Origin of the sequence: Paenibacillus sp. Marseille-P2973, assembly GCF_018101095.1 — a bacterium.
Classification (GTDB): domain Bacteria; phylum Bacillota; class Bacilli; order Paenibacillales; family Paenibacillaceae; genus Fontibacillus; species Fontibacillus vini.
The window spans coordinates 241,147-262,497 of record NZ_JAGQEH010000006.1; the positions used below are offsets into that span (position 1 = coordinate 241,147).

Annotated in this window: 19 protein-coding genes; 10 read left to right on the plus strand and 9 right to left on the minus strand. The window is 51.6% G+C overall.

Going from position 1 to position 21,351, the window contains the following annotated elements; translation table 11 throughout:
* Positions 1-112 precede the first annotated feature (112 nt).
* From KB559_RS14950 to KB559_RS14960, 3 genes are read right to left on the minus strand one after another with little or no spacing between them, the layout of a single operon-like run.
* Entirely contained in the window at positions 113-1,252 is a 1,140-nt protein-coding gene (locus KB559_RS14950) for a GerAB/ArcD/ProY family transporter (RefSeq protein ID WP_211022719.1), read from the minus strand.
* 21 nt (positions 1,253-1,273) lie between these two features.
* Positions 1,274-2,488, minus strand: coding sequence for a Ger(x)C family spore germination protein (locus tag KB559_RS14955; RefSeq protein WP_211022720.1), 1,215 nt, complete (start codon positions 2,486-2,488; stop codon positions 1,274-1,276).
* A gap of 48 nt (positions 2,489-2,536) precedes the next feature.
* Positions 2,537-4,189 carry a spore germination protein gene (locus KB559_RS14960; RefSeq protein WP_211022721.1) on the minus strand — a complete coding sequence of 551 codons (1,653 nt, stop codon included), beginning with the start codon at positions 4,187-4,189 and terminating at the stop codon, positions 2,537-2,539.
* Between the two features lie 141 nt (positions 4,190-4,330).
* Between KB559_RS14960 and KB559_RS14965 the strand changes: the two genes are divergently transcribed.
* The 4 genes from KB559_RS14965 (at position 4,331) to KB559_RS14980 (ending at position 7,983) form a co-directional block, all read left to right on the plus strand.
* Positions 4,331-5,896, plus strand: a complete 1,566-nt coding sequence (locus tag KB559_RS14965) for an FAD-dependent oxidoreductase (RefSeq protein WP_211022722.1) — start codon at positions 4,331-4,333, stop codon at positions 5,894-5,896.
* A gap of 212 nt (positions 5,897-6,108) precedes the next feature.
* The gene (locus KB559_RS14970; protein WP_211022723.1) at positions 6,109-6,435 is read left to right on the plus strand and encodes a PadR family transcriptional regulator; all 327 of its coding nucleotides are present in this window, start codon (positions 6,109-6,111) and stop codon (positions 6,433-6,435) included.
* Complete coding sequence (locus KB559_RS14975) at positions 6,432-7,046, plus strand: HAAS signaling domain-containing protein (RefSeq protein ID WP_211022724.1); 615 nt, start codon at positions 6,432-6,434, stop codon at positions 7,044-7,046. The genes KB559_RS14970 and KB559_RS14975 overlap by 4 nt, the downstream gene beginning before the upstream one ends.
* A complete protein-coding gene (locus KB559_RS14980) occupies positions 7,039-7,983 on the plus strand; it encodes a DUF4097 family beta strand repeat-containing protein (RefSeq protein WP_211022725.1) in 945 nt (314 codons plus the stop codon). Before KB559_RS14975 ends, KB559_RS14980 begins: the two co-directional genes overlap by 8 nt.
* A gap of 110 nt (positions 7,984-8,093) precedes the next feature.
* Here KB559_RS14980 and KB559_RS14985 read toward each other — a convergent pair whose 3' ends face one another.
* Positions 8,094-8,558: a hypothetical protein gene (locus KB559_RS14985; protein ID WP_211022726.1), complete on the minus strand. Its 465-nt coding sequence runs from the start codon at positions 8,556-8,558 to the stop codon at positions 8,094-8,096.
* 510 nt (positions 8,559-9,068) lie between these two features.
* Between KB559_RS14985 and abc-f the strand changes: the two genes are divergently transcribed.
* Positions 9,069-11,111 (plus strand): ribosomal protection-like ABC-F family protein, encoded by a 2,043-nt coding sequence (abc-f, locus tag KB559_RS14990; protein WP_211022727.1) that lies wholly within the window; start codon positions 9,069-9,071, stop codon positions 11,109-11,111.
* Between the two features lie 43 nt (positions 11,112-11,154).
* Here abc-f and KB559_RS14995 read toward each other — a convergent pair whose 3' ends face one another.
* A complete protein-coding gene (locus KB559_RS14995) occupies positions 11,155-11,430 on the minus strand; it encodes a hypothetical protein (protein WP_211022728.1) in 276 nt (91 codons plus the stop codon).
* Positions 11,431-11,512: 82 nt separating this feature from the next.
* Here KB559_RS14995 and KB559_RS15000 point away from each other — a divergent pair, with 82 nt between their 5' ends.
* Genes KB559_RS15000 through KB559_RS15015 form a run of 4 tightly spaced genes read left to right on the plus strand, consistent with a single transcriptional unit; the run spans position 11,513 to position 14,178 of the window.
* Complete coding sequence (locus tag KB559_RS15000) at positions 11,513-12,799, plus strand: ArnT family glycosyltransferase (protein ID WP_244861350.1); 1,287 nt, start codon at positions 11,513-11,515, stop codon at positions 12,797-12,799.
* Entirely contained in the window at positions 12,796-13,503 is a 708-nt protein-coding gene (locus KB559_RS15005; protein WP_211022729.1) for a glycosyltransferase family 2 protein, read from the plus strand. Before KB559_RS15000 ends, KB559_RS15005 begins: the two co-directional genes overlap by 4 nt.
* Positions 13,500-13,847 (plus strand): DUF2304 domain-containing protein, encoded by a 348-nt coding sequence (locus tag KB559_RS15010; protein WP_211022730.1) that lies wholly within the window; start codon positions 13,500-13,502, stop codon positions 13,845-13,847. Before KB559_RS15005 ends, KB559_RS15010 begins: the two co-directional genes overlap by 4 nt.
* Positions 13,831-14,178, plus strand: a complete 348-nt coding sequence (locus KB559_RS15015; RefSeq protein ID WP_211022731.1) for an EamA family transporter — start codon at positions 13,831-13,833, stop codon at positions 14,176-14,178. The genes KB559_RS15010 and KB559_RS15015 overlap by 17 nt, the downstream gene beginning before the upstream one ends.
* Positions 14,179-14,548: 370 nt before the next feature.
* On the opposite strand, the gene KB559_RS15020 is transcribed toward KB559_RS15015, so the two are convergent.
* On the minus strand, positions 14,549-16,039 hold the full coding sequence (locus KB559_RS15020) for a methyl-accepting chemotaxis protein (protein WP_211022732.1): 1,491 nt from the start codon (positions 16,037-16,039) through the stop codon (positions 14,549-14,551).
* Between the two features lie 137 nt (positions 16,040-16,176).
* On the minus strand, positions 16,177-16,629 hold the full coding sequence (locus KB559_RS15025; protein ID WP_211022733.1) for a V4R domain-containing protein: 453 nt from the start codon (positions 16,627-16,629) through the stop codon (positions 16,177-16,179).
* Positions 16,630-16,933: 304 nt separating this feature from the next.
* On the opposite strand from KB559_RS15025, the gene KB559_RS15030 reads away from it, so the two are divergent.
* The gene (locus KB559_RS15030; protein WP_247681842.1) at positions 16,934-17,530 is read left to right on the plus strand and encodes a Crp/Fnr family transcriptional regulator; all 597 of its coding nucleotides are present in this window, start codon (positions 16,934-16,936) and stop codon (positions 17,528-17,530) included.
* Between the two features lie 177 nt (positions 17,531-17,707).
* Here KB559_RS15030 and KB559_RS15035 read toward each other — a convergent pair whose 3' ends face one another.
* On the minus strand, positions 17,708-19,621 hold the full coding sequence (locus KB559_RS15035) for an ABC transporter ATP-binding protein (protein ID WP_211022735.1): 1,914 nt from the start codon (positions 19,619-19,621) through the stop codon (positions 17,708-17,710).
* Positions 19,618-21,345, minus strand: coding sequence for an ABC transporter ATP-binding protein (locus KB559_RS15040; RefSeq protein WP_211022736.1), 1,728 nt, complete (start codon positions 21,343-21,345; stop codon positions 19,618-19,620). The genes KB559_RS15035 and KB559_RS15040 overlap by 4 nt, the downstream gene beginning before the upstream one ends.
* Positions 21,346-21,351 lie beyond the last annotated feature (6 nt).

A 21,351-nucleotide genomic window follows, 5' to 3' on the forward strand; every position in this document is an offset into this window, starting at 1 on the left:
GCGGCCTTGATCATATTCATGATCGTACCGGATCTTCACCGTAAATTCATGAGCAAAAGGAGCAGTCATGCCCAGGCCGATCATTCTTCCGATTTTAACTCAAACACAGGTTCTAATTCGGATTCCGGTCACCTTCCCGACTCTGAGCCCCGCTCCGACCCTGCCTTTTTAAGCGAAACTTATAAACAAAGCCGGCAAGAAACAGGATCAAAGGAATAACGACAAAGAATACAGGATCCACTCTGTACAGAACTTCTCCTCCCTTGGTCAGATGATCGCTGAAAGAGCGGGAAATCATCAGGGAAAATAGCAAAATGACTACAGCAACCGGATACAGCAGCTTCCTGTACGGGATCTTGAAAATATCCGACATTCCGATGACCGCCGCATAATAAAACAAGCTTATTTTGAAAAATACGCCGATAATCAGGATCATGACCACCAGAATATCGGTGCGCTGTATGAAGTCCGCAATGGAGGCTTTCCCGATCATCGTCAATAAAGGGAAGACCGACCTTTCGGTTATATCGACGCCGAGCACAGCAATCGTAGACGCTATGGCACCCGAGAGGATCAGTCCCGATAATAGGATCGCAAGATACCCTGCCTTCACCCCCCCTTTTTTGTTGCTTAACGACGGCATGACAGTTACGAAGCAGATGACCTCCGCAAACGGAAATTGATAATTTTGACGGTACACGGACACAAATACATCCCTAACTCCTCCGCCAAGAATCGGTCGCAACCGATTGAGATTCATAATATCCGAAAAAAAGACCACCAGTACGATAAACGCCCCGATCACCATGACGACAATCAAAAATATAAATGCCGTACGAGCCAGGACCTCGACTCCTTTATGAAGCGCATAGGCTACCGTCAGAATCATCAATAAGTTGATAATCATGAGCGGGGTCTCCTTCAGCGCAGAAGCCAGAACCAGTAATCCCCCATCCATCAAATCCCGGGAAGCCTTATGCAGAAAAAACACCACATAAGCGATGCCGACCGCCGTTCCGAGGCGTTTTCCGAGAAGCACTTTGCAATAAGAAGTGGGCTGCATGTCCGGAAACAGCTTATTCAGATTGGCATAAACGGCAAACAGCAAGCTTCCGGCAGCCATACCGACCAGAATAGCCAGCCAGGCATCCCTGCCGGCCAATATCCCCACGTTTACGACCAGCGCAGTCCCCATCTGAAACAGCACCATCAACGAAAAAAATTGTAAAGAGCTGATTCTTGTCTTGTCCATGGCGGCGACATCCCTCCTTCTTTATTTGCTCTTGATGTTGTACTTGTAGGAACGGTCCCTCATCTGAGTATTGCGGATTATAGACTCCACCTCACACCGGACCTCGATTGTCGGATAAATCGCTTCCCATTGACCGCTGATTCTCGACCAGACTTTGGGGTTCTGACGTTCTATCTGTTGTCCGAAATAAAATATATCGCTTTTAAGCCCCTGGGCTTTTGCTACCGCGCCCTCGAGCTTCGCAGCGATGACCTTGTTCGCCTTCTCCTCGATCTTCGCCAATACGCGCGGATCCCGTAAATCGGTCGATGTCCCCGCCTCGCGAATCGAAATCTGCGGCTTCACCCTTAATTGGATGACCGGCTTCAGCGGATTGGAAATATCCACTTTCGTTGCCGTGCTTGTTTCAAAAACATCCATTGTGATCTCTTCATGGTCTGTTTCATCCTTTACAACTACCACCGTTTTCTTCATCTTGTTCATGGCCCATACGAGGCCTTTGCACTCTTCGAGATCCATCCAGCCCACTAATTTATCGCCCTTGAATATGGCCATATCATCAATGATGACGACTCCTTGGGCATTCGTTCTCTCCAAATTGCTCTTGTCCCCCGATTTCTTGAGATCCCCCAGGATATTCAATCCGTTCATAACCGGCCCCCCTCCAGGAGCCAGCAAACCCCGGATCACATCGTCAATCTCGAGGGAAAAATTAGCCCCCAGCTCATTGGCAGCCAATTCCGTTTTCTGAACCAGTGCATAGGCGGTAATCCTCCCGAGCGGGGTAATCGCCGAGACAATATCAAGCGCTCTGGTCCCCTTTCTGGCGACATACAATTGGGTGGACAATCTAAGATCCGAATCCCGATCGAGAAAATCGACAATGCCGGAAATGCCCTCCCTGGCGACTTCCTCGGATATTACTACCATCCTGGTTTGAGCCGTTGAAATTAGGCGCGGTACTTTCAGCGATACATTTCGCATCGCTTCCACCACACTTCGCCCGGAAGCGCTATACACCGAAGTCGGGGTCCCTCCGCGGCCGATTTTTCCAGAAATCTCATCCGCAATGATAACCTGCAGCGAGACCAGAAAGCCTTCCTTGGAACGGTCAATGCCAATGCCCGAAACAATCGCTCTTCTATTCAGTTCCCTGGCATCCCAGCATCCCGATGTAATGATTATTAGGAAGGCGAGCGCCAGAAATGCCGCTGTCTTCGTCCGTTTTTGTACCATAGGTTACCGTTTCTCCTTGGGTGAAATTCGAGCTTGATGCAACTCGCCTCACTGCCTGTTCCCGTCTGACCCGTCTTGCTGTCCTGGCCTTCCGAGCGGCGCAATTTCCTCGGCTTTCTCGATGTTGGTCTTGTGGTTGCCGATCTTTCGGGAACGGTTGTTTAATGTCCAGAACGGCAATCTTAGAATCGTATCCTTCTGACTCTGCATAACAAACGGGCTGAGCGGAGCCAAATAAGGCACTCCAAAAGAACGCAAGCTGTTCATGTGCGCCACGAGTGCAATGAGTCCGAGCGTAATACCGTAGAAGCCGAACATGCCTCCCAACACCATGAAACAAAACCGGATCAACCGGCCGGCAATCGATAGATTGTAAGCCGGGAGCGCAAAACTGGCGATACCCGTGAGCGCAACGACGATAACCATGACCGGCGTGATGATTCCCGCCTCCACTACTGCCTGTCCCAAAATCAGTGCACCCACGATCGAAACCGTTTGGCCGATGGCTCTTGGCATTCGGACGCCGGCCTCCCGTAGAATCTCAAAGGCGACTTCCATTAGCATCGCCTCGACAAAGGCCGGAAAAGGAACCCCCTCCCTCTGCGCCACGAAGCTGATCAGCAGGAGGGAAGGGATCATTTCGTAGTGAAAGGTAGTCAGTGCAATATACACCGAGGGCCCCAACAAAAGAATGATGAAGCTGATATAGCGGATAAGACGCATCAAGATCGTGATGTCATAACGTTGGGCATAGTCTTCGGGAGATTGAAAAAAGTGGGCAAATACGGTAGGGAGAATCAGTACAAACGGAGTGCCGTCCACCAGGAGTACGATTCTGCCCTCCAGCAGGTTTCCGGCCGCGACGTCCGGCCGTTCCGTATTGAACACTGTCGGGAAGGGTGTAAACGTCTCATCCTGGATAAATTCCTCAATATAAGCGGACTCCAACACGGCTTCAATCTTTATGGCATGAAGACGCCGCTTCACTTCCTCCACCAGATTTTCGTCCGCCAAACTTTTGAGGTACATAATCCCCACATGGGTATGGGATACGGTTCCAATCTTCATTGTTTCAAGCCACAGGTCGGGATTTTTAATCCGGCGGCGGATGAGCGAAATATTGATGCCGATCGACTCGACAAAGCTATCCTTCGGCCCACGGACGACAAGTTGGGATGAAGGCTCGGTCACTGCGCGCCACTCCCCGCCCGGGGTGCTGATCACAAGCGCTTTTTCACAGCCTTCCAGTAAAATAACCGTATCTCCGGATAAGACCGACAACAGCATATCCTTCCAATCCATGTGGATTGAGCAATCCCCCGAAGCGAGCGCCTCATTTAAAATCGTCTCCATCAGGCGGTCAGGGTCGGTGACAAGATTCGGATCAGGTTTAAATTCGATCAAGGATCTCATTACTACGTTGTTTATCGTTCTTTCATCGCTGAGCCCGTTAAGAAATACAACGGCCGCGTCAGCCTGACGGGAGGCGGGCTCCCCGATTTCAAATTGCCGGATGACGATATCAGGGCTGTTCCCCGATTCTTCCCGGATGAGGTCCAGCATGCTCTTCAGATGTCCCGAAAATGCCCTTGCATCGGAAGAATTTATGTTTTTCCCGGAAACTTCAGATTTCAGCGAATCTCCGTTCTGCGCGTTCCTGTTTTGCTGGCCGGTCCGGCCGCGGGACCGATTGCGTATCATACTAAGCAGCTCCTATCCATATCGAATCCTGATCCCAGTATCTGCTTTTCATTCCTTTTTCATGCGAAGGCCCCTGACCTCGTTTCTTATCTCCTTGCAGTGGTAATAATGAGACAATAAACCAACAAGGAGGACCCTCTTATGAACAGCAGTTCGTTCACCTCTCCCGGACTTCCCCGATATCCGGAATCGCTGTGGAGAGAAACATCGTCTTTCCCTTCATTTCCCGCGCTGAAAGAGGACATTCAGGCCGATGTCCTTATCGCAGGAGCCGGAATTACCGGAATTACCTCGGCCTATTTGCTTGTAAAAGCAGGATATAAGGTGGCCGTCGTCGATGCGGGTAAAATCCTGGACGGGACGACCGGATATACCACGGCGAAAGTGACCGCCCAACACGGACTGATCTATGACCAGCTGATTTCCCATTTCGGGGAAGAAGGAGCCCGGCTGTATTTTGAAGCTAACCGGGACGCCCTCCGCTTTATCGGAGAAACCGTTCGCGAGCATGATATCGACTGCGGCTTTACTAAGGAAGACGCCTACTTGTATGCAGATTCGGATGATCAGTTACAGCAGCTTGAAAAAGAGTGGGCCGCTTATGAAAAGCTGAATCTGCCGGGAGAATGGTGCGATACGATTCCGCTTCCGATTGTAGTCAAAGGAGCGGTCAAAATGCCGGATCAGGCCCGGTTTCACCCGCTTCAATATTTGAATACGCTAGTCGACTATGTAATCAAGCATGGCGGCGATTTCTATGAAAATACGACCATGGCCGATTCCGCTGAAGAGACCGGAGACGGAAAGCTGCTGCTGAAGACGGAGTCGGGCGTGACGATTACGTGCAGGAGCGCTATTTCAGCTTCGCATTTTCCTTTCTACGATGGGGGCGGACTCTACTTCACCCGGCTTCATGCCGATCGTTCCTATGTCGTAGCGATCGAACCCGAAACTCCTTACGCCGGGGGAATGTATATCAACTGCGGCAATCCGAAGCGTTCGCTCAGAGCCGCCGAGCTGGACGGCAAAGAAGTGATTCTGGTCGGTGGGGAATCGCATAAGACCGGACAAAGCGATTGTACGATCAAGCACTACGAAGAGCTTGAGAAATTCGGCGGCATGACATTCGGCGCGAAGAGCGTTCCCTACCGCTGGTCCGCCCAAGATCTGGCGACCATCGACCAGGTTCCTTATATCGGCCCCATCACCGCCAGCCACCCGCATATTTTCGTAGCTACGGGCTTCGGCAAATGGGGCATGACCAGCGGCACATTGTCCGCCTTGCTGATTTCCGACCTGATTCAGGGCAAAGACAGCCGGTATGCCGAGCTATTCACCCCTTCCCGTTTCAAAGCTAATCCCGGAATCAAGAACCTGGTCGTACAAAATGCCAACGTTGCCAAAGAATTAGTATCCGGCAAAGTTGACATCGTCCATCGAAAAGTCGAGGATCTCATGCCGGATCAAGGCGCAGCCGTCAAGCATCTGGGCAAAAAAGCCGGCGCCTACAGAGACCCCGAGGGAAACATCTATCTGGTGGACACCACCTGTACGCATATGGGATGCGAATGCAAATGGAATCCGGCCGAACGCTCCTGGGATTGTCCTTGCCATGGCTCCAGATTCGACTATACCGGCGCCGTGATCGAAGGACCGGCTACGGAAGATCTGCCCCGGCTCAGCCCGCAGTACGGAAGCCGGGAATAGAAACTGCGTGTGGAATGAGCGGCTTCATATAGCGATTGGATTAGGGTTCATCCCCTTTTCCAATCGCTATTTTCATGTGGGAACAGCCCATTTTTAGAGGAACGCAATTCACTATGTTGCATTAATCAGTACTGTATGATACTATCTATTCAGCAATACTAATCAATATTCAGTACTAGAAATTAATAAACAGCGAAAATGAGGCGATATCATTGGATATAAGCGTCCAATTTAAGAAAGGCGCCTTGGAATTATGCGTGCTGGTGCTAATCCATGAGCGTGACCGCTATGGATATGAGCTCGCCCAATCCGTGTCCCAGCATATCGAGGTTGCGGAGGGAGCACTCTATCCCCTGCTCCGGAGACTCGTCGGCGAGGGCTACTGCACAACCTATCTGCAGGAATCCACGGAAGGCCCGCCGCGTAAATATTACAAGCTGACGCCCGAAGGTGAACATTATATGAAAAAGCTGGTTATCGAGTGGAAGCAATTTGTAAAAAGCGTATCTAATTTAATCGAGAGAGGAAGCCGCTTATGAATAAAAGTCAGTTTTTGGCGCAGCTTCATGACCATCTTTCGGTTCTGCCGCCGGAAGAACGAAGCGAACTGATGGAAGATTACGAGGCACATTTCGCCTTTGCCCTGCAAAACGGTAAAACCGAGGAAGAAATTGCGCAGGAGCTGGGAAATCCCGCCGAGCTGGCCAAAGAAGCCATCGACGGACGCTTTGCCCCCAAAGAACCCGTATACTGGTTTAATCCGGCCAATCCAGAGCCGGCCCCCATCCAGACGCCTGTCAGACAACAGCCTGTGAAACGGCGCGGCGGAGCCGTAACGACGATGGTTTATATCGGACTGTTTTTCCTGAACCTGATTCTCGTTCCTCTATTAATCTCCTTCTGGTCTGTCGGAATCGCTTTGGCCGCCTCTGCTCTGGCAGGATTACTCAGTCCGCTGGCAGTCGTGCTTGATTATTTCGCAGGTCATGGATATTTTGCTGCAAAAACCTACGCTACGGTAGCCCTGGTGGGTGTGGGCATTTTTCTCGCCATTGCCTCGCGTTATATTTTTAAAGCGCTGGTCCTGATCAGCGTATCTTATTGGAGATGGAATGTACGGGTAGCCAAAGGAGGAGCGGGACATGAATAACAAAAGGTGGTCTTTGCTGGCCATTATTTTAATCATTATCGGTTTTGCCGGGATGGCTTATCAGAGCTTTAATTTTGGGGATGAGGATCCTTATCACGAGCAAAAATGGACCTTGGAATCATTGAAATCTCTTGCGGTTCAAAGCAGTTATGATATCGATGTCGAGGTCATTGAAAGCACGAACGGAACCAATTATATCGAGATTCGCGGCAACATGGCCGAGGATACGATCAACAGACTGAAAAAAACAACTGTGTCCGGCCCGAATGTCAACCTCGATCTTTCGAGGTCAAATAAGTGGAGTTTTATGGTCATCAACTTCCAATCCAGCAAGCAGCATATGACCGTGGCCTTAACCGATCCGGCCATGATCGATCAAATTAACTTCAAGCTGCACTCCAATAGCGGACAATTTAAAGGCTTGAGCGCCAAAAATATTGAGCTGACGACGTCTTCGGGGAACTTGACCGCTTCTTCCATTACCTCCGAGCATTTGACGATGAAGGCGACATCCGGCAATTTGAAGGCTTCTGAGATTAAGGGAGAAACCGAGATCAGAATCGGCTCGGGCAATGTAAAAGTGGAGCAGATTCAAGGGAATCTAACCGCCCACGGAACCTCGGGCGAACTTTCTGTTGAAGACGCGGAAGGTGCGATCGATGCCAAGTTAAGCTCCGGCAATATCCGCCTCAAGAATTTCACCGGGGATGGCGTGATCAAGAGCACGTCCGGCAATATTACATTGACCAACCAACGCTCCGATTCACTGGACATTTCCCTTACCTCCGGTAATATCACCTTAAGTGCAGACCCTGAATTCAAAGGAATTTATGATTTGAAGTCCTCGACCGGCAACGTCAAGGCTCCCGACTCTCCGATGCAGACCCGGGATGTGATCAAAGCCAGAACGACGTCGGGAAATATAAAGATTCAATAAGAACGAACGACCCTCTGGTCGCGTAAATAAACAAAAGGGTTAAACCGCGGCGAGATGCCGGGTTTAACCCTTTTTGCAATGAGGTTTGTTCTATATTCGTGCAGCCTGTATCAGGCGATTTCCTGTGCCGTTTCTTGCGCGATCGCTTCGCGGTAGGACTGCAGGGAATAGTAAATGACCGTATCCATCATCTGCCGGTCCGTATCAGGTACAAGCTTCATGGCATACTCCCAGGCGTTCTCTTCGATCCGCAGGGCGATTCTCTTCCGTTCCAGCTCACTGTCACAAATATCGAGGCGGTTAGATAATTCAGCCAACATGGCATCTTCCGCATGACCGAGCTCATGAGCGAAGACGATCCGGAGCAATCGCTCGCAACCGTCAACCGAGCCGAACAGTGTAAGGCACTGCTTCTTAATCTCTCCCAGATACATCGTCACCGAGTGATCCGAGAGGCTGTACTTGCCGCCTACATTGCGGCCCCCCGGGAACCGGGACTTGATATGGACGGAGACCTCGCTGCCTGACACTTCCAGCAATTCATCAAGGATTTGCTTCGCTGTTGATCTTTCCAATTAGGCTCCCCTTACTTCATCATAGATTGACACTGCGCAGCCGCTGTGGCGAAACCGCGTTTTTGGCCTAAGAATGATTATAAAGGAAAAGAATGGGGAAATAAACAACAAACCAATCATTACCCGAAAAAATCCAGGCTCAAACATTACAATAATGTGAAATTTTTCTTTTTGTACGATTACTTGATTTTTCCATAGCCAACACATATACTTTCAATATCTTGTTTTACGAATGGAGGTGGGTAGAAGTGGATCGCAAGTTTGCGTGGAGTCGAATTGGCCAACTGCCGATGGCAATGTTTGGCAATGTTCATGCTGAATTCCGTAACGGGATAAGTCTGTCCATTTTTCACAATTCGATATCCATAACTAATTGCGAAATGCCGCTCCTACCCTACCTCACGGACTGAAATTGTACGTGTGAAGAAGGCTGCAGGTTTTTCCTGCAGCCTTCTTTTTGTTCTCCGAAGAGGTACGGGCGGACGGCATTGGCCGAAGGAGATAATTACGATGATGATTCAATGTGCCCATATTCAAAAATATTACGGTGCCGAACTGGTGCTGACCGATGTATCGTTCGAAATCAAAGAAGGCGAAACCGTCGGACTGATCGGGCGGAACGGAACCGGCAAAACGACGCTGATGCGCCTGCTTACGGGCAGCGAGGCTCCAGATCAGGGAGCGCTGATGATCCGCAAAGACGCGGTGATCGGCTCCCTCGCTCAAATCCCCGATTACGGCCGGGAGGAGACCGTATACCATGTGCTCCAATCCGCTTTCCGGCCGCTGCTGGAGGCCCGGGCGGAAATGACGCGCCTGGAAGTCGAGATGTCCTTAGCCGCAGCCGACGGACAGAAATCGGATTTGGAGCCGCTTCTCCAGCAATATGGACGGCTTCATGAAAGCTTTGAGCGCGGCGGCGGTTATGAAATCGAGGCGGGAATCGACCGGGTGGCGGGCGGGATCGGCATCCCGAAAGACCAATATGACCGTCCCTTCTCTTCCCTGTCCGGCGGTGAAAAGACCAAGGTCGGCCTCGCCGTCATCCTGCTGCAAAACCCGGACATTTTGCTGCTTGACGAGCCGACCAACCACCTCGATATGGCCGCCATCGAGTGGCTGGAAGGCTTCCTTCGCTCATTTGGCGGCACAGTGGTCGTTATATCGCATGACCGTTATTTTCTCGATGCCGTGGCGGAAAAAATCATCGAAATCGAGGATGGCGAAGCGTTCACGTACCACTGCAATTACAGCAAGTACAAGGAAGAAAAAGAAACCCGGCTGCTCCAGCAATTCGCCGATTATCAGGAACAGCAGAAGAAGATCAAGAAAATGCAAGAAATGATCAAACAGCTGATCGAATGGGGCAACCGTTCCAATCCGCCAAATCCGGGATTCCACCGGCGTGCGGCCTCGATGCAGAAAGCGCTGGACCGGATGGTTAAGCTGAAGAAGCCGATCCTGGAACGCAAACGAATCGACCTTCAATTGGAGCAAGCAGACCGTTCAGGCAAAGAAGCGCTCATCCTCTCGGAGGTAAGCCAATCCGCGGGCGGACGAAAGCTGTACGAAGGTGTCTCCCGAACGCTGAGATACGGGGAGAACGCCGCGCTGATCGGCGGCAACGGAGCCGGAAAGAGCACGCTCTTAAAGAGCATTCTCGGATTGAGTTCCCCTGATGCGGGTGATATCCGGCTCGGTTCCCGGGTGGAAACCGGATATCTGGCCCAGGAGTCCGCTCCTGCCGATGAGGAAGGGACCGTGCTGCAATACTTCCGCGATGAGCTTGGAATGGAAACGGGAGAAGCGAGGAATCAGCTCGCCCGGTTCCTGTTCTACGGCAGCGACGTCTTTAAAAAGGTCCGCAGCTTGTCCGGCGGGGAATGGACCCGGCTCCGCCTGGCGATTCTGATGTATAAGAAGCCCAACCTGCTGCTGCTAGACGAGCCGACGAATCATCTCGACATCGATTCGCGCGAAGCGCTGGAGGAGGCGCTGGAGGAATACCCCGGCTCCCTCCTGGCCGTTTCGCACGACCGCTACTTCATCAACAAAATTGCCGGCCAGGTCTGGCTGCTGGATCACGGACAGCTGTCCGTGACTTGGGGCAATTTTGACGACTTCCGCGCGGAGCGGCTGAAGCGGGAAGCCGCAGCGGAGGCCGCTGGCGCGGACAGCCAGCGGCGGGTTGCGCCGCGCGGCGATGACGGCGCGGCTACGGACAGGGCCGCCGCTGCTGCGCAAAGCGGCGGTGCCACCCTGGTGCCGGCGGCGGGCGTTGCCGGCCCGGGGCCGGCTGCTGCGGCGAGCCCCGGCTCTGCCGCAGGCCGGGAGGCGGGCCGCCCGCCGAAGGCGCCGAATCCAGCTGCGGTGAGCAAGCTGGAGCGCGATATCGCAGCCGCCGAAGCGGAGCTGGCGGCGGTCGACGCGGCCATGCTGGAGCCGGAAGCCGCTTGCGACGCCATGCGGCTGACCGAATTGCAGGCCGCCCGGAATCAACTCCAGCAGCGGGTGGATGATCTGCTGGAGCAGTATTTTGCCTTGATCGAGTAAAGTTAAAGTCGCCTTACAGGAAACGAATTGACATGTACAACGATCAAGCGCTGAGGCGACGATCCGCAGCCGATTGCTGGAGCTGGCCGGGGAATTCTCCCCGGCCGCGCTGGCGGCCCAAAGCAATTCCGGCCTGAGGTAGACACAGGGCTTCAGCGTGCCGCGAAGTGGGTATACGATATGGAGGATCGGGAAGGCCGGAAATGTTTACCAATGGGTTTCGCAACGCGGTCCATGTCGATTTCGGACAGTCGCTGGAGCAAAGATGCAGCGTACCGTCTGAAACTTTATGAGCCTTCCAAGCGTTGAAGGATTGCATAAGCTTTTTTATGGATATAAACTGATATAATGGGTCTGAAAGGAAAATGAAAACATTCATGAAGTAAAGGAGTTGAAGAAATTTGTTCTCACCAACAGGAATGAGCCGCAGGGCCAGGGTTCTCTTGATCGGATTGATCGCCTTTACGGGCATTCTGTCCTGCATCATCGTCCTCGCGTACAACGATTATTTTCTGCTGGGAGATCCGGTGAATCCGAACAATGACGATGTAAAGTACATTCAAAGCTCGCGGCTGCTGCTGAATGAAGGAGTGCTGGCGTATAACACCAAGGAAAGGCCGTCCGCCTTCATTATGCCGGGGATGCCGTTTATGTTAGCCGGCTTCATGGCGATATTCGGTCAAGACCAAGGGGGCGTCATCGCTTTCCGGATTTTTCAATGCCTGGAACAGGCCTTATCCGTTTATCTGATCTTCTGGATCGGCAGACGCCTTTTCAACACACGGGTCGGTCTGATCGCCTCCATCATTAGTGCATTGTATTTACCCGATTATTTCTCTTCGGGCGTCATCTTGTCGGAAACAACCTTCCGGACGCTGCTGCTGCTTCTGGTATGCGTCACTATTCTCGCGCTGGAACGTAACCGGACGAGCCTGTACATACTGATCGGCGTTCTAACGGCTGCCGCCGCCTATTTCAAACCGCATGCGTCGCTATATCCCGCCGTATTTCTGGTGCTTTGGTGGAGGGACAAGCTCCCTTGGCGGCTCGCGCTGAAGTACATGTTTCTGATCGTTATCGTCTATGCGGCTTTGCTGACGCCTTGGTGGATTCGCAACTGGGTCACTTTCCACGAGTTCATTCTGTTTACCAACTCGGGAGGTAGCCCGTTCCTGCTCGGAACCCGGATACACGGGCAGCTGCCGCCGGCCGGATTCTTCGAGGCCCATCCGCAGTACGATCCGGAGACCTTGTTCAAGGGCTCGGACAGCACGGCGATTCAAAAAGGATTGGACGTCATCTCTTACGGTTTTAAACATGAGCCGCTGAAATACTTATATTGGTTCACTTTGGGGAGATGGGTGGAGCTGTACTTCCATCCCTTTTATTCGCGTCCGATCTGGCCGATCACCCGCCCTGTGATGAACGTCCTGCAAATTGCGCTCATGCTGGTGAATATGGCAGGGATCGTCTGGGCGCTGGTTAAATGCTCTTTCTCCCGCCTGCTGCCCCTGTGGTTGGCGATCGCCTATTTCACGGTCATTTACCTTCCGTTTGTCGCGTTCAACCGATACGGTTACCCTAACATGGCGCTGTTGATCCTGTTCGGTTCTTATCTGATCGAGCGTCTGCTGGCCAGATACTCCGGTTCGGACCGACTTGAAGCAAGGAGGTCGTCATCCCTATGAAAACGCTGATTATTATTCCTGCATATAATGAAGAAGGCAGCATTTCGGGCGTCATCCGGGACATTCGCCGTCATACGCCCGAGGCCGACATTATCGTCGTCAATGACGGGTCGACCGACCGGACGGAGCAGATTGCGGAAGCCGACGGGGCCAAGGTGCTGACGCTTCCTTACAACGTCGGGATCGGAGGAGGCATGCAGACGGGATATCTGTATGCCCAGCGCATGGGATACGATATCGCGGTGCAGATGGATGCCGACGGGCAGCATCCCGCTGAGGAGCTCCCCAAGCTGATCGCTAAGGCAAAAGACTATGACCTGGTCATCGGTTCGAGATACGTGGAGACGACCTCCTATCGCTCCTCCCGTCTCCGCCGGATAGGCATGGTGTTCTTCTCGGGCCTGGTCTCGCTGGTAACCGGCCAGCGTTTTACCGATACGACCAGCGGCTTCCGGGCTGCGGGCCGTAAAGTGATCGAGTTGTATGCCGACTATTATCCGATGGACTATCCCGAAGTGGAGTCGATCGTTTATTTGAAACGCAAAGGATGCCGGATTACCGAGGTAGCGACGGAAATGCATGACCGCCAAGCCGGCAAATCCTCAATCACCCCGTGGAAATCGGTCTATTATATGATTAAAGTAACGTTAGCCGTATTGATGAGTGCGATCCGTTACGACAGAACGGCGGTGTCCAAGCCATGATGATCTATGTATTGTCCGTCGTGCTGGCCTTCCTGTTTCTGCTTCTGGTGCTGGAATTGGTCCGCCGGCAAAAGCTCAAGGAACAGTATTCTTTGCTGTGGATTCTGTTCAGTGCGGTTCTGTTCATCGTTTCGTTTAACGTATCTTTCATCGAATGGATTGCAGCGAGGCTCGGAGTTAAATATGCGCCTGCCATCCTGTTTTTGTTTGGACTATTATTTTGCTTCGCATTCATTCTTCACCTGACGATCGTCGTTACGAGGCTCACGGCCCAAGTGCTGCGGCTGACCCAGGAATTGACGATTCTGAAGGAACGGGAGGCTCTCCATGGACAAAACGATTAGTTATCTCCTATTATTAGGCAACATAGTATTACTGGTCACAGGCCAGATGTTATTTAAAATCGGGCTGGGGCGTTCGGGCGGACTGCACTGGGGTAAACTTGTTACCTCACCGGCCGTCATCGGCGGCGTTGCGCTGTACGGTATCGCCACTTTGCTCTGGTTTGCGGTCCTCACGCGAATGCCGCTCAGCGTTGCTTACCCGATGCAAGCATTCGCTTACGTGCTGGCGATGATCCCCGCTTATTTCATGTTCAACGAAACGATCACGCCTACCAAGCTGGCCGGAGTCGCGGTGATTCTTTTCGGGGTGTATTTGCTGGCGAAGTCATGAGGAACAAGCGGGCATTAGAGCCCTAATTTGCTTGTAAACCATACATTAATTGCTGGTCAGACAACTAACTGGAAAACCTACAGTTATTTTTAAACAAAAGACGATTCCTGCACAATTAGCTGTAAAATCTGCAGTTAAACTTGGAGTAAAAACGCTGAATCAACCAATACGGTTGAAATAAATGCAGGTTATCCATCTATTTTGCGATAAGAGTGTATTCTCTTTAAATTAACTGTAGGTTTTCCATTTAATCAGCTAGGCTGAGTACTATTGTGCCGATTTACGTATACCGCACGTACTCACACTTGCTTCGATTACAAAACAACCGCCTGGACATAATAGTCCAGGCGGATTCTTTTACTTGATATGATCAACTCTCAATAGAGACCAGCTGTTTGACGGCTTGATCCGTCTCTTCGATTCTGCGGACCATCGGTTCATTCTGGGCGGTCAGCGTATCTACGGTAGCCAGCAATTCCTGCAGCGTTGCCGAAGATTGCTCGATTACCGCCACAAAGTCGTTGACGGAATGTTCAATTTCTCCAGACGTTTTCTTCACGGAACCCGCTACCTCCGAAATTTCAGTCGCACCGACCGTCAGCTCGCCAACGCTTTTGTCGATCGAATCAAACGCCCGCTTCGTCTGATCAACAAGCTCCAGGCTCTGCTTCATGCTTGCCGCATTCTCCTCCAGCCGGATATGGGACACATCGGCTTGACGGGTAACATGTCCGACATTTTCGGTAATCTGTTTCGCCGATTCATTCGTAAGATCGGCCAGCTTGCGAATCTCGTTGGCAACGACCTCGAATCCCCGCCCTTGCTCTCCTGCCCGAGCCGCTTCAATACTGGCGTTCAACGACAAAAGGCTTGTCTGGCTGGCAATTTCCTGAATCGAAGACGTCAGTTCGGCAATTTGATGAATGTTGGTGATCAATGCGCCGATTTCCGATTTCATTTCATTCATATTATCGTGGAACTGATCGATCGTTGTGGTCAACTGCGTGATTACTTCCGAACCATCCGCGGAAGCCTTCTTTGTCTCCATGACGGTCTCTACCAAATGAGTCATGGAGTCCATCATATGACCGATCTTCAGGTTGGAGGAATAAATCAGATTGGATATTCCGCCAATGGTTTCCGTCTGAACGGCCGATCCCGTTGCCATTTCCTGAAAGGCGGTGTTCATTTCCCGGAATGCCTGCTGGCTATCCTGGCTGTTGACCCGAATCTCTGTAATGCTCTGGGAGATCGTTCGCGTGGCTTCAGCGGTAACCTTTTCACGATCCAGTTCTTTCGCGAGCATCTCCGTTGTGCTTTGGCTCAATTCGCCTACATGATTCAGCATCTTTCTGCTTAACCCCGACTGGGCGAGCAAAACCGCAGCCGAGACGATATAGTAGAACAAATATAATGAAAACTCTATGCCGGAATTGGGAACGTCTGACGGAGCCATAAAATAAGTAACAAGGAGAAGTACCAAACCGGAGCCGAATGCGGACCATACGACAATAGGTACGTTGTACATCAAGCCGATACTAAGTACGAAGAAGGCCGATAACCCTCCAGTTGCGCTGCCCCCGTTTTGCAAAATGGGAACCACGGATATAGCAAACATCCCCAGAACCGAGATTAATGAAATCCAACGTTCAAACTTTTTAGTCAGATGCCCAAACCATACTACCGCTACCAATATGACGCAAGGAATCATAATCGACGCGAACGCCGTACCCCCCGCACGTAATCCGAGCAGCATAAATATCGTTAATCCGACCGTAAAGGTAACCATCCAACAGATCATTTGATTTCTCTTGCGTAAATCCTGATAAATAAACTGAGTTTGATTATCCTGCTCCACCATACCCATTTCCTCCTGCCAGCATTATATGTGTGATAATAAAATGAATATCGGCAGGACATGTCGAATCGTGTAGAGTGTTATCGAAAAATGTTGGCAAATATCCTGATATTAGAAAATTAACTTATAAAGTTCCCGACTTAGTCATACCAACGAACCTCATATTCGCAATGCTCATCCCCGCAGACATTACATTTCGTCTCACGGACGCTAACTTTTCGGTTCATAATCCGTCCCAGCGCCCCCTCAATAATCGCTCCCTCCAGGTCGCACACCTTCTTCTCCTCCAGAACGGGAAGTCCCTTGCAAAAACAATCGTCCACTACGATTTTGATCAAGCGTTCCTCCCGGTGAGTTACGCGGGGCAATCCGATCTTTAGCTCGGCAAACAGATCCAACAATTCCTCTTCCGTGGACACCGGCAGGCTTTCACCGATTTTCCGGCCGATGGAGGCCGTCGTCCCTTTACCTTCCAGCGGCAATCCCTCACGCATTCCGATCAGCCGGATCGCCCGGAACAGTTCCAGCGGTACCTCTTTGCCAAGCCGGGTACGATCCACCTGTTTTAAATCGTCAAAATTAAATCCTTTCATCGTTGTCTCCTCCTGTCCTGTATAAAGCCTCTTATCCCCATAGCCGCTTCTCTACTACCAATTTGCACTATCTTCGGATTTCCGGCCTTGATTTAAGTCAAGTTTTGTCCCTTTTATTTGTGACTAAAATCACGAGAACGACTTCCACCTGTTGGTAACTTAAAAATAAAGATATTTGTCGAGGTGATAACGAATGGCTTGTTTATTACACTCAAACGGAGCAGGACAACTTCCCTCCTGCCTCTCCCGTGTTCCGGTATTCAGTCAGCTTCGTCCCGAGGAATTCGAGCTTCTTCACTCTGTGATGAGATCCGGCCATTATGGCAAAGGGGAGAACATTTTTAAAGAAGGAGACCGCTCGGATTCACTCTTTGTTCTCAGCCGGGGGGTCATCAAATTGACCAAGCTTGAAGACAACGGCAAAGAACACATTATCCGGCTGTTGTTCCCGGGCGACTTCTTCGGCCAATTTTCGCTGCTTCAGGAAAAACCCCATTATGCCAGCGCGGATGCGGCAGACGAGGCCGACATCTGCCGCATTCACCGCGCCGATTTCCTGGAGGTGCTGCGCCGCAGCCCGGATACGGCCGCCCGGTTCATGAGCGCGCTCAGCGGACAGCTTGAAGAGGCCGACAGTTGGGCCGCCGTTCTTACGCTGCTTGAAGCCGACCGCAGGCTGGCTAAAATGCTGTTGTACTTCCGCAACAAGTCGGTGCCTTTCTCCAACGAATTCAACCTGCCTGTCAGCAAGAAGGAGCTTGCGGGGGTGATCGGAGCTACCCCGGAAACCATCAGCCGTAAGCTGGGCCAACTGTCAAAGGGCGGCATTGCGGTGGTCCGCGGAAGAAAGATACGCATTTTGGATGAGGCCAAGCTGAGGAGTCTGGCGGGGGAAGCTTAGGAGCAGCAAACCCGGATTCTATAGTAAAAAAAGAGGCCGTCCCAAAAGCAGATCATTCATGACTTTTGGAACAGCCCCTTATTTTTTTGGAGGTACACATCAAGATAATCCAACGAGCAAGAGTTAGATGGTCTGTCCGCTCGTTTTTCTCGTTCGAAGGCTGGGTTTGATAAAGATTTAGCCTACTTCCTGATCAAAGCCGCCGCCCTTCGAAAACTGGCTGTTGTACAGATCGGCGTAGAATCCGCCTTGCCCCAGCAGTTGCTCATGCGTGCCTTGCTCGATTACGGATCCGTGGTTCATCACGAGGATAAGATCGGCATCCCGAATCGTCGATAACCGGTGGGCAATAACAAAGCTCGTTCTGCCCTTCATCAGCTCGTTCATCGCCTTTTGGATGTAGACCTCGGTCCGGGTATCGACACTGCTTGTCGCTTCGTCCAGGATCAGAATAGCCGGATCGGCAAGAATGGCGCGGGCAATAGTCAGAAGCTGCTTTTGCCCCTGCGAGATATTCGATGCTTCCTCGTTCAGAATCGTATCATATCCGGCTGGTAGCGTCCGGATGAAGTGATCGGCATGCGCCGTTTTGGCAGCCTGTATAATCTCTTCTTCCGTGGCGCCTTCGCGACCATAGGCGATATTCTCGCGGATCGTTCCGTTGAACTGCCATGTATCCTGCAGTACCATACCGAAGAGACTGCGGAGATCCCCGCGTTTCATATCGGTAATATTGACGCCGTCGATCGTAATCGCCCCGTCGTTCACTTCATAGAAACGCATCAGGAGATTGATCAGCGTCGTCTTACCTGCACCGGTCGGACCGACGATGGCGATCATCTGCCCTTGAGATACTTGAATGTTCATGTCCTGAATCAGCGTATGTTCCGGCTCGTACCCGAATTTCACATGATCAAAGACTACATTGCCTTTAGGCTCCTCAAGAACGACAGGATGTGAAGCTTCCTTCACTTCTTCCTCTTCATCCAATATTTCGAAGACGCGCTCCGCCGAAGCTACCGTGGATTGAATGATGTTGGCGATATTCGCCGTCTGGGTAATCGGCATAGTAAACTGTCTTGCGTATTGGATAAACGCCTGAACATCCCCGATTTCGATACTTTTCTTCGTGACCAGAATACCCCCGACTACGGAGACGAGCACATAACCGATATTGCCGATAAAGCTCATGATCGGCATGATCACGCCGGAGATGAACTGCGCCTTCCACCCTGCATCGTATAGGCGGCCGTTAATGTCGTCAAATTGTTCCTGGGAACGTTGTTCACGGCCGAACACTTTGATAATTTTGTGGCCGGTATACATTTCTTCCACATGTCCGTTCAGCTCTCCCAATTCTTTTTGCTGACGAATAAACTGCTTCTGGGAACGCTTGGCGATCGACGTGATCGCGATAATGCTTACCGGCAAAGTCAGCACGGCGATCAGCGTCATCAGCGGGCTGATCGACAGCATCATTACCAGAACTCCAATAATCGTCAATATAGACGTGATTAGCTGGGTCAAGCTTTGCTGAAGCGTGGAGCTGATATTGTCCACGTCGTTGGTCACCCGGCTCAGAATTTCCCCGTGCGTCCGGGCATCAAAGTATTTCAGCGGCAGTCTGGACAGCTTGTCGTTCACATCACGCCGCAGGTCGTAAACGGTCTTTTGCGCGACGCCGGCCATCAGATACTGCTGGAAATAGCTGAATATCGAGCTGAGCAAGTACAGGCCGAGCAGGACCATAATGATCTGCCACACATAGTGGAAATCGATCGCCGCCCCCGGAATGCCCTTCATTTTGCCGATAATTCCTTCAAACAATTTCGTCGTTGCTTTACCCATGACTTTCGGGCTGAGAATACTAAATAGAGTACTTAAAATAGCCATAACCAGGACAGCGCCCAGTTGATATTTATGCGGACGCAAATAGCGAATCAGACGTTTTAGCGTACTTTTGAAATCCTTGGCTTTCTCTGCCGGCATCATCATGCCCGGACCGCCGGGCCCATGTCCGCCGGGTCCGCCGGGTCCGCCGCGTCTGACTCCGGACCGGCCGGGACCTTTTCTTGATTGCTCCTGGCTCATGCGATCTCCTCCTCCGAAAGCTGCGAATACACGATCTCGCGGTATACGTCACAGGTCTCCATCAGTTCGTGATGCGTGCCGATCCCGGCGATCCGGCTTTCGTTCATCACGATAATGCGGTCGGCATCCAACACGGTGCTTACCCGCTGTGCCACAATAATAACGGTCGACTCGCGTGTTTCCTCTTTTAACGCAGCGCGCAGCTTGGCGTCGGTCTTGAAATCGAGCGCGGAGAAGCTATCGTCGAAGATATAAACTTCCGCCCCCCGGACGAGCGCTCTGGCGATGGAAAGGCGCTGCTTCTGCCCGCCGGAGACGTTCGTTCCTCCCTGTGCAATCACGGAATCGTAGCCTTGCTCCATTCCCGCGATGAAATCGGAGGCCTGTGCGATTTCGGCGGCATGCCAGACTTCCTCGTCCGTCGCATCCTCCTTGCCGTAACGGATATTTTCCTGAATCGTTCCTGTAAACAGGACTGCCTTTTGCGGCACAAAGCCGATCTTGGCCCGCAGCTCTTCCTGCGGCAAATCCCTTACGTCAACGCCGTCCACAAGCACGCTGCCTTCTTCCACATCATAGAAGCGAGGAATCAGACTGATCAGCGTCGACTTGCCGGAACCTGTACCGCCAATGATCGCGGTGACTTCACCGGGCTTGGCGCTAAAGGAAATGTCCTGTATTGCCGGTTGCTCCGCACCGGGATAGCTGAACGTTACATTTTGAAATTCCACATATCCCTTTTGACCGGAAGTCGATGTAGGGGTCACTGTATCCTTAATAACAGGAACCATTTCCAACACCTCATTGATCCGCACAGCCGAAGCCGAGGCCCGGGGAATCATCACGAACATCATCGATACCATGATAAGGGAGAACATAATCTGCATGGCGTATTGCAGGAATGCCATCAGATCTCCGACCTGCATATGACCGGCATCAATCCGCAGACCGCCGTACCAGATGATCGCCACGGAAGAAACGTTCAGCACCAGCATCATAATCGGCATCATAAAGGCCATCACTTTATTTACCTTGATCGAAGTATCGGTCAAGTCGAAGTTGGCCGCGTCAAAACGCTTCTTCTCATGGTCGATCCGATTGAACGACCGAATGACCCGAATCCCGGTCAACCCTTCGCGCATAACCAGATTCAGTTTGTCGATTTTCTTCTGGATAGCTTTAAACAGCGGAATCCCTTTTCTCGCGATCAGAAAAATCGCTGCTGCCAGCACAGGCATAATGACGATAAAGATGAGCGACAAGGTCGCATCCTTCGACACAGCCATAATAATACCGCCGATACACATCATCGGCGCCATGATCATCATCCGCAGCATCATAATCAATACCTGCTGGATCTGGGTAATGTCATTGGTGGTACGGGTAATCAGCGAGGCCGTACCGATCTTATCAAACTCTTCAAGCGAGAAATTCGATACGTGGCCGAACACTTTGCCTCGCAAGGTTTTACCGAACCCGGACGCCGCCTTGGCCGAAAAATAACTTGCCCCGATCGAACAGGCCATCCCGCCCAGAGCTACAAGCAGCATAAACAGGCCTATCTTCCAAATATACGGGGTATCCCCCTTAACGACACCGGTATCCACGATATCGGACATCAAAGTAGGCAGGTACAATTCGGAGAGTGTTTGAAAAAACACCAGCACCAATACTGCCGCTACCAGCCAGCCGTATGGCTTCAAATGCCGGAAAAGCCTAGTCATTCCTAT

Bases quoted from the DNA above. Each gene is read 5' to 3' on its own strand.
- KB559_RS14980 (WP_211022725.1), top strand. From the start codon at position 7,039: ATGAATAACAAAAGGTGGTCTTTGCTGGCCATTATTTTAATCATTATC.
- KB559_RS15005 (WP_211022729.1), top strand. From the start codon at position 12,796: ATGAAAACGCTGATTATTATTCCTGCATATAATGAAGAAGGCAGCATT.
- KB559_RS15030 (WP_247681842.1), top strand. From the start codon at position 16,934: ATGAGATCCGGCCATTATGGCAAAGGGGAGAACATTTTTAAAGAAGGA.
- KB559_RS15010 (WP_211022730.1), top strand. From the start codon at position 13,500: ATGATGATCTATGTATTGTCCGTCGTGCTGGCCTTCCTGTTTCTGCTT.
- abc-f (WP_211022727.1), top strand. From the start codon at position 9,069: ATGATGATTCAATGTGCCCATATTCAAAAATATTACGGTGCCGAACTG.
- KB559_RS14995 (WP_211022728.1), bottom strand. From the start codon at position 11,430: ATGCAATCCTTCAACGCTTGGAAGGCTCATAAAGTTTCAGACGGTACG.
- KB559_RS15015 (WP_211022731.1), top strand. From the start codon at position 13,831: ATGGACAAAACGATTAGTTATCTCCTATTATTAGGCAACATAGTATTA.
- KB559_RS14960 (WP_211022721.1), bottom strand. From the start codon at position 4,189: ATGATACGCAATCGGTCCCGCGGCCGGACCGGCCAGCAAAACAGGAAC.
- KB559_RS15025 (WP_211022733.1), bottom strand. From the start codon at position 16,629: ATGAAAGGATTTAATTTTGACGATTTAAAACAGGTGGATCGTACCCGG.
- KB559_RS14950 (WP_211022719.1), bottom strand. From the start codon at position 1,252: ATGGACAAGACAAGAATCAGCTCTTTACAATTTTTTTCGTTGATGGTG.
- KB559_RS15035 (WP_211022735.1), bottom strand. From the start codon at position 19,621: ATGAGCCAGGAGCAATCAAGAAAAGGTCCCGGCCGGTCCGGAGTCAGA.
- KB559_RS14975 (WP_211022724.1), top strand. From the start codon at position 6,432: ATGAATAAAAGTCAGTTTTTGGCGCAGCTTCATGACCATCTTTCGGTT.
- KB559_RS14955 (WP_211022720.1), bottom strand. From the start codon at position 2,488: ATGGTACAAAAACGGACGAAGACAGCGGCATTTCTGGCGCTCGCCTTC.
- KB559_RS15040 (WP_211022736.1), bottom strand. From the start codon at position 21,345: ATGACTAGGCTTTTCCGGCATTTGAAGCCATACGGCTGGCTGGTAGCG.
- KB559_RS14965 (WP_211022722.1), top strand. From the start codon at position 4,331: ATGAACAGCAGTTCGTTCACCTCTCCCGGACTTCCCCGATATCCGGAA.
- KB559_RS15020 (WP_211022732.1), bottom strand. From the start codon at position 16,039: ATGGTGGAGCAGGATAATCAAACTCAGTTTATTTATCAGGATTTACGC.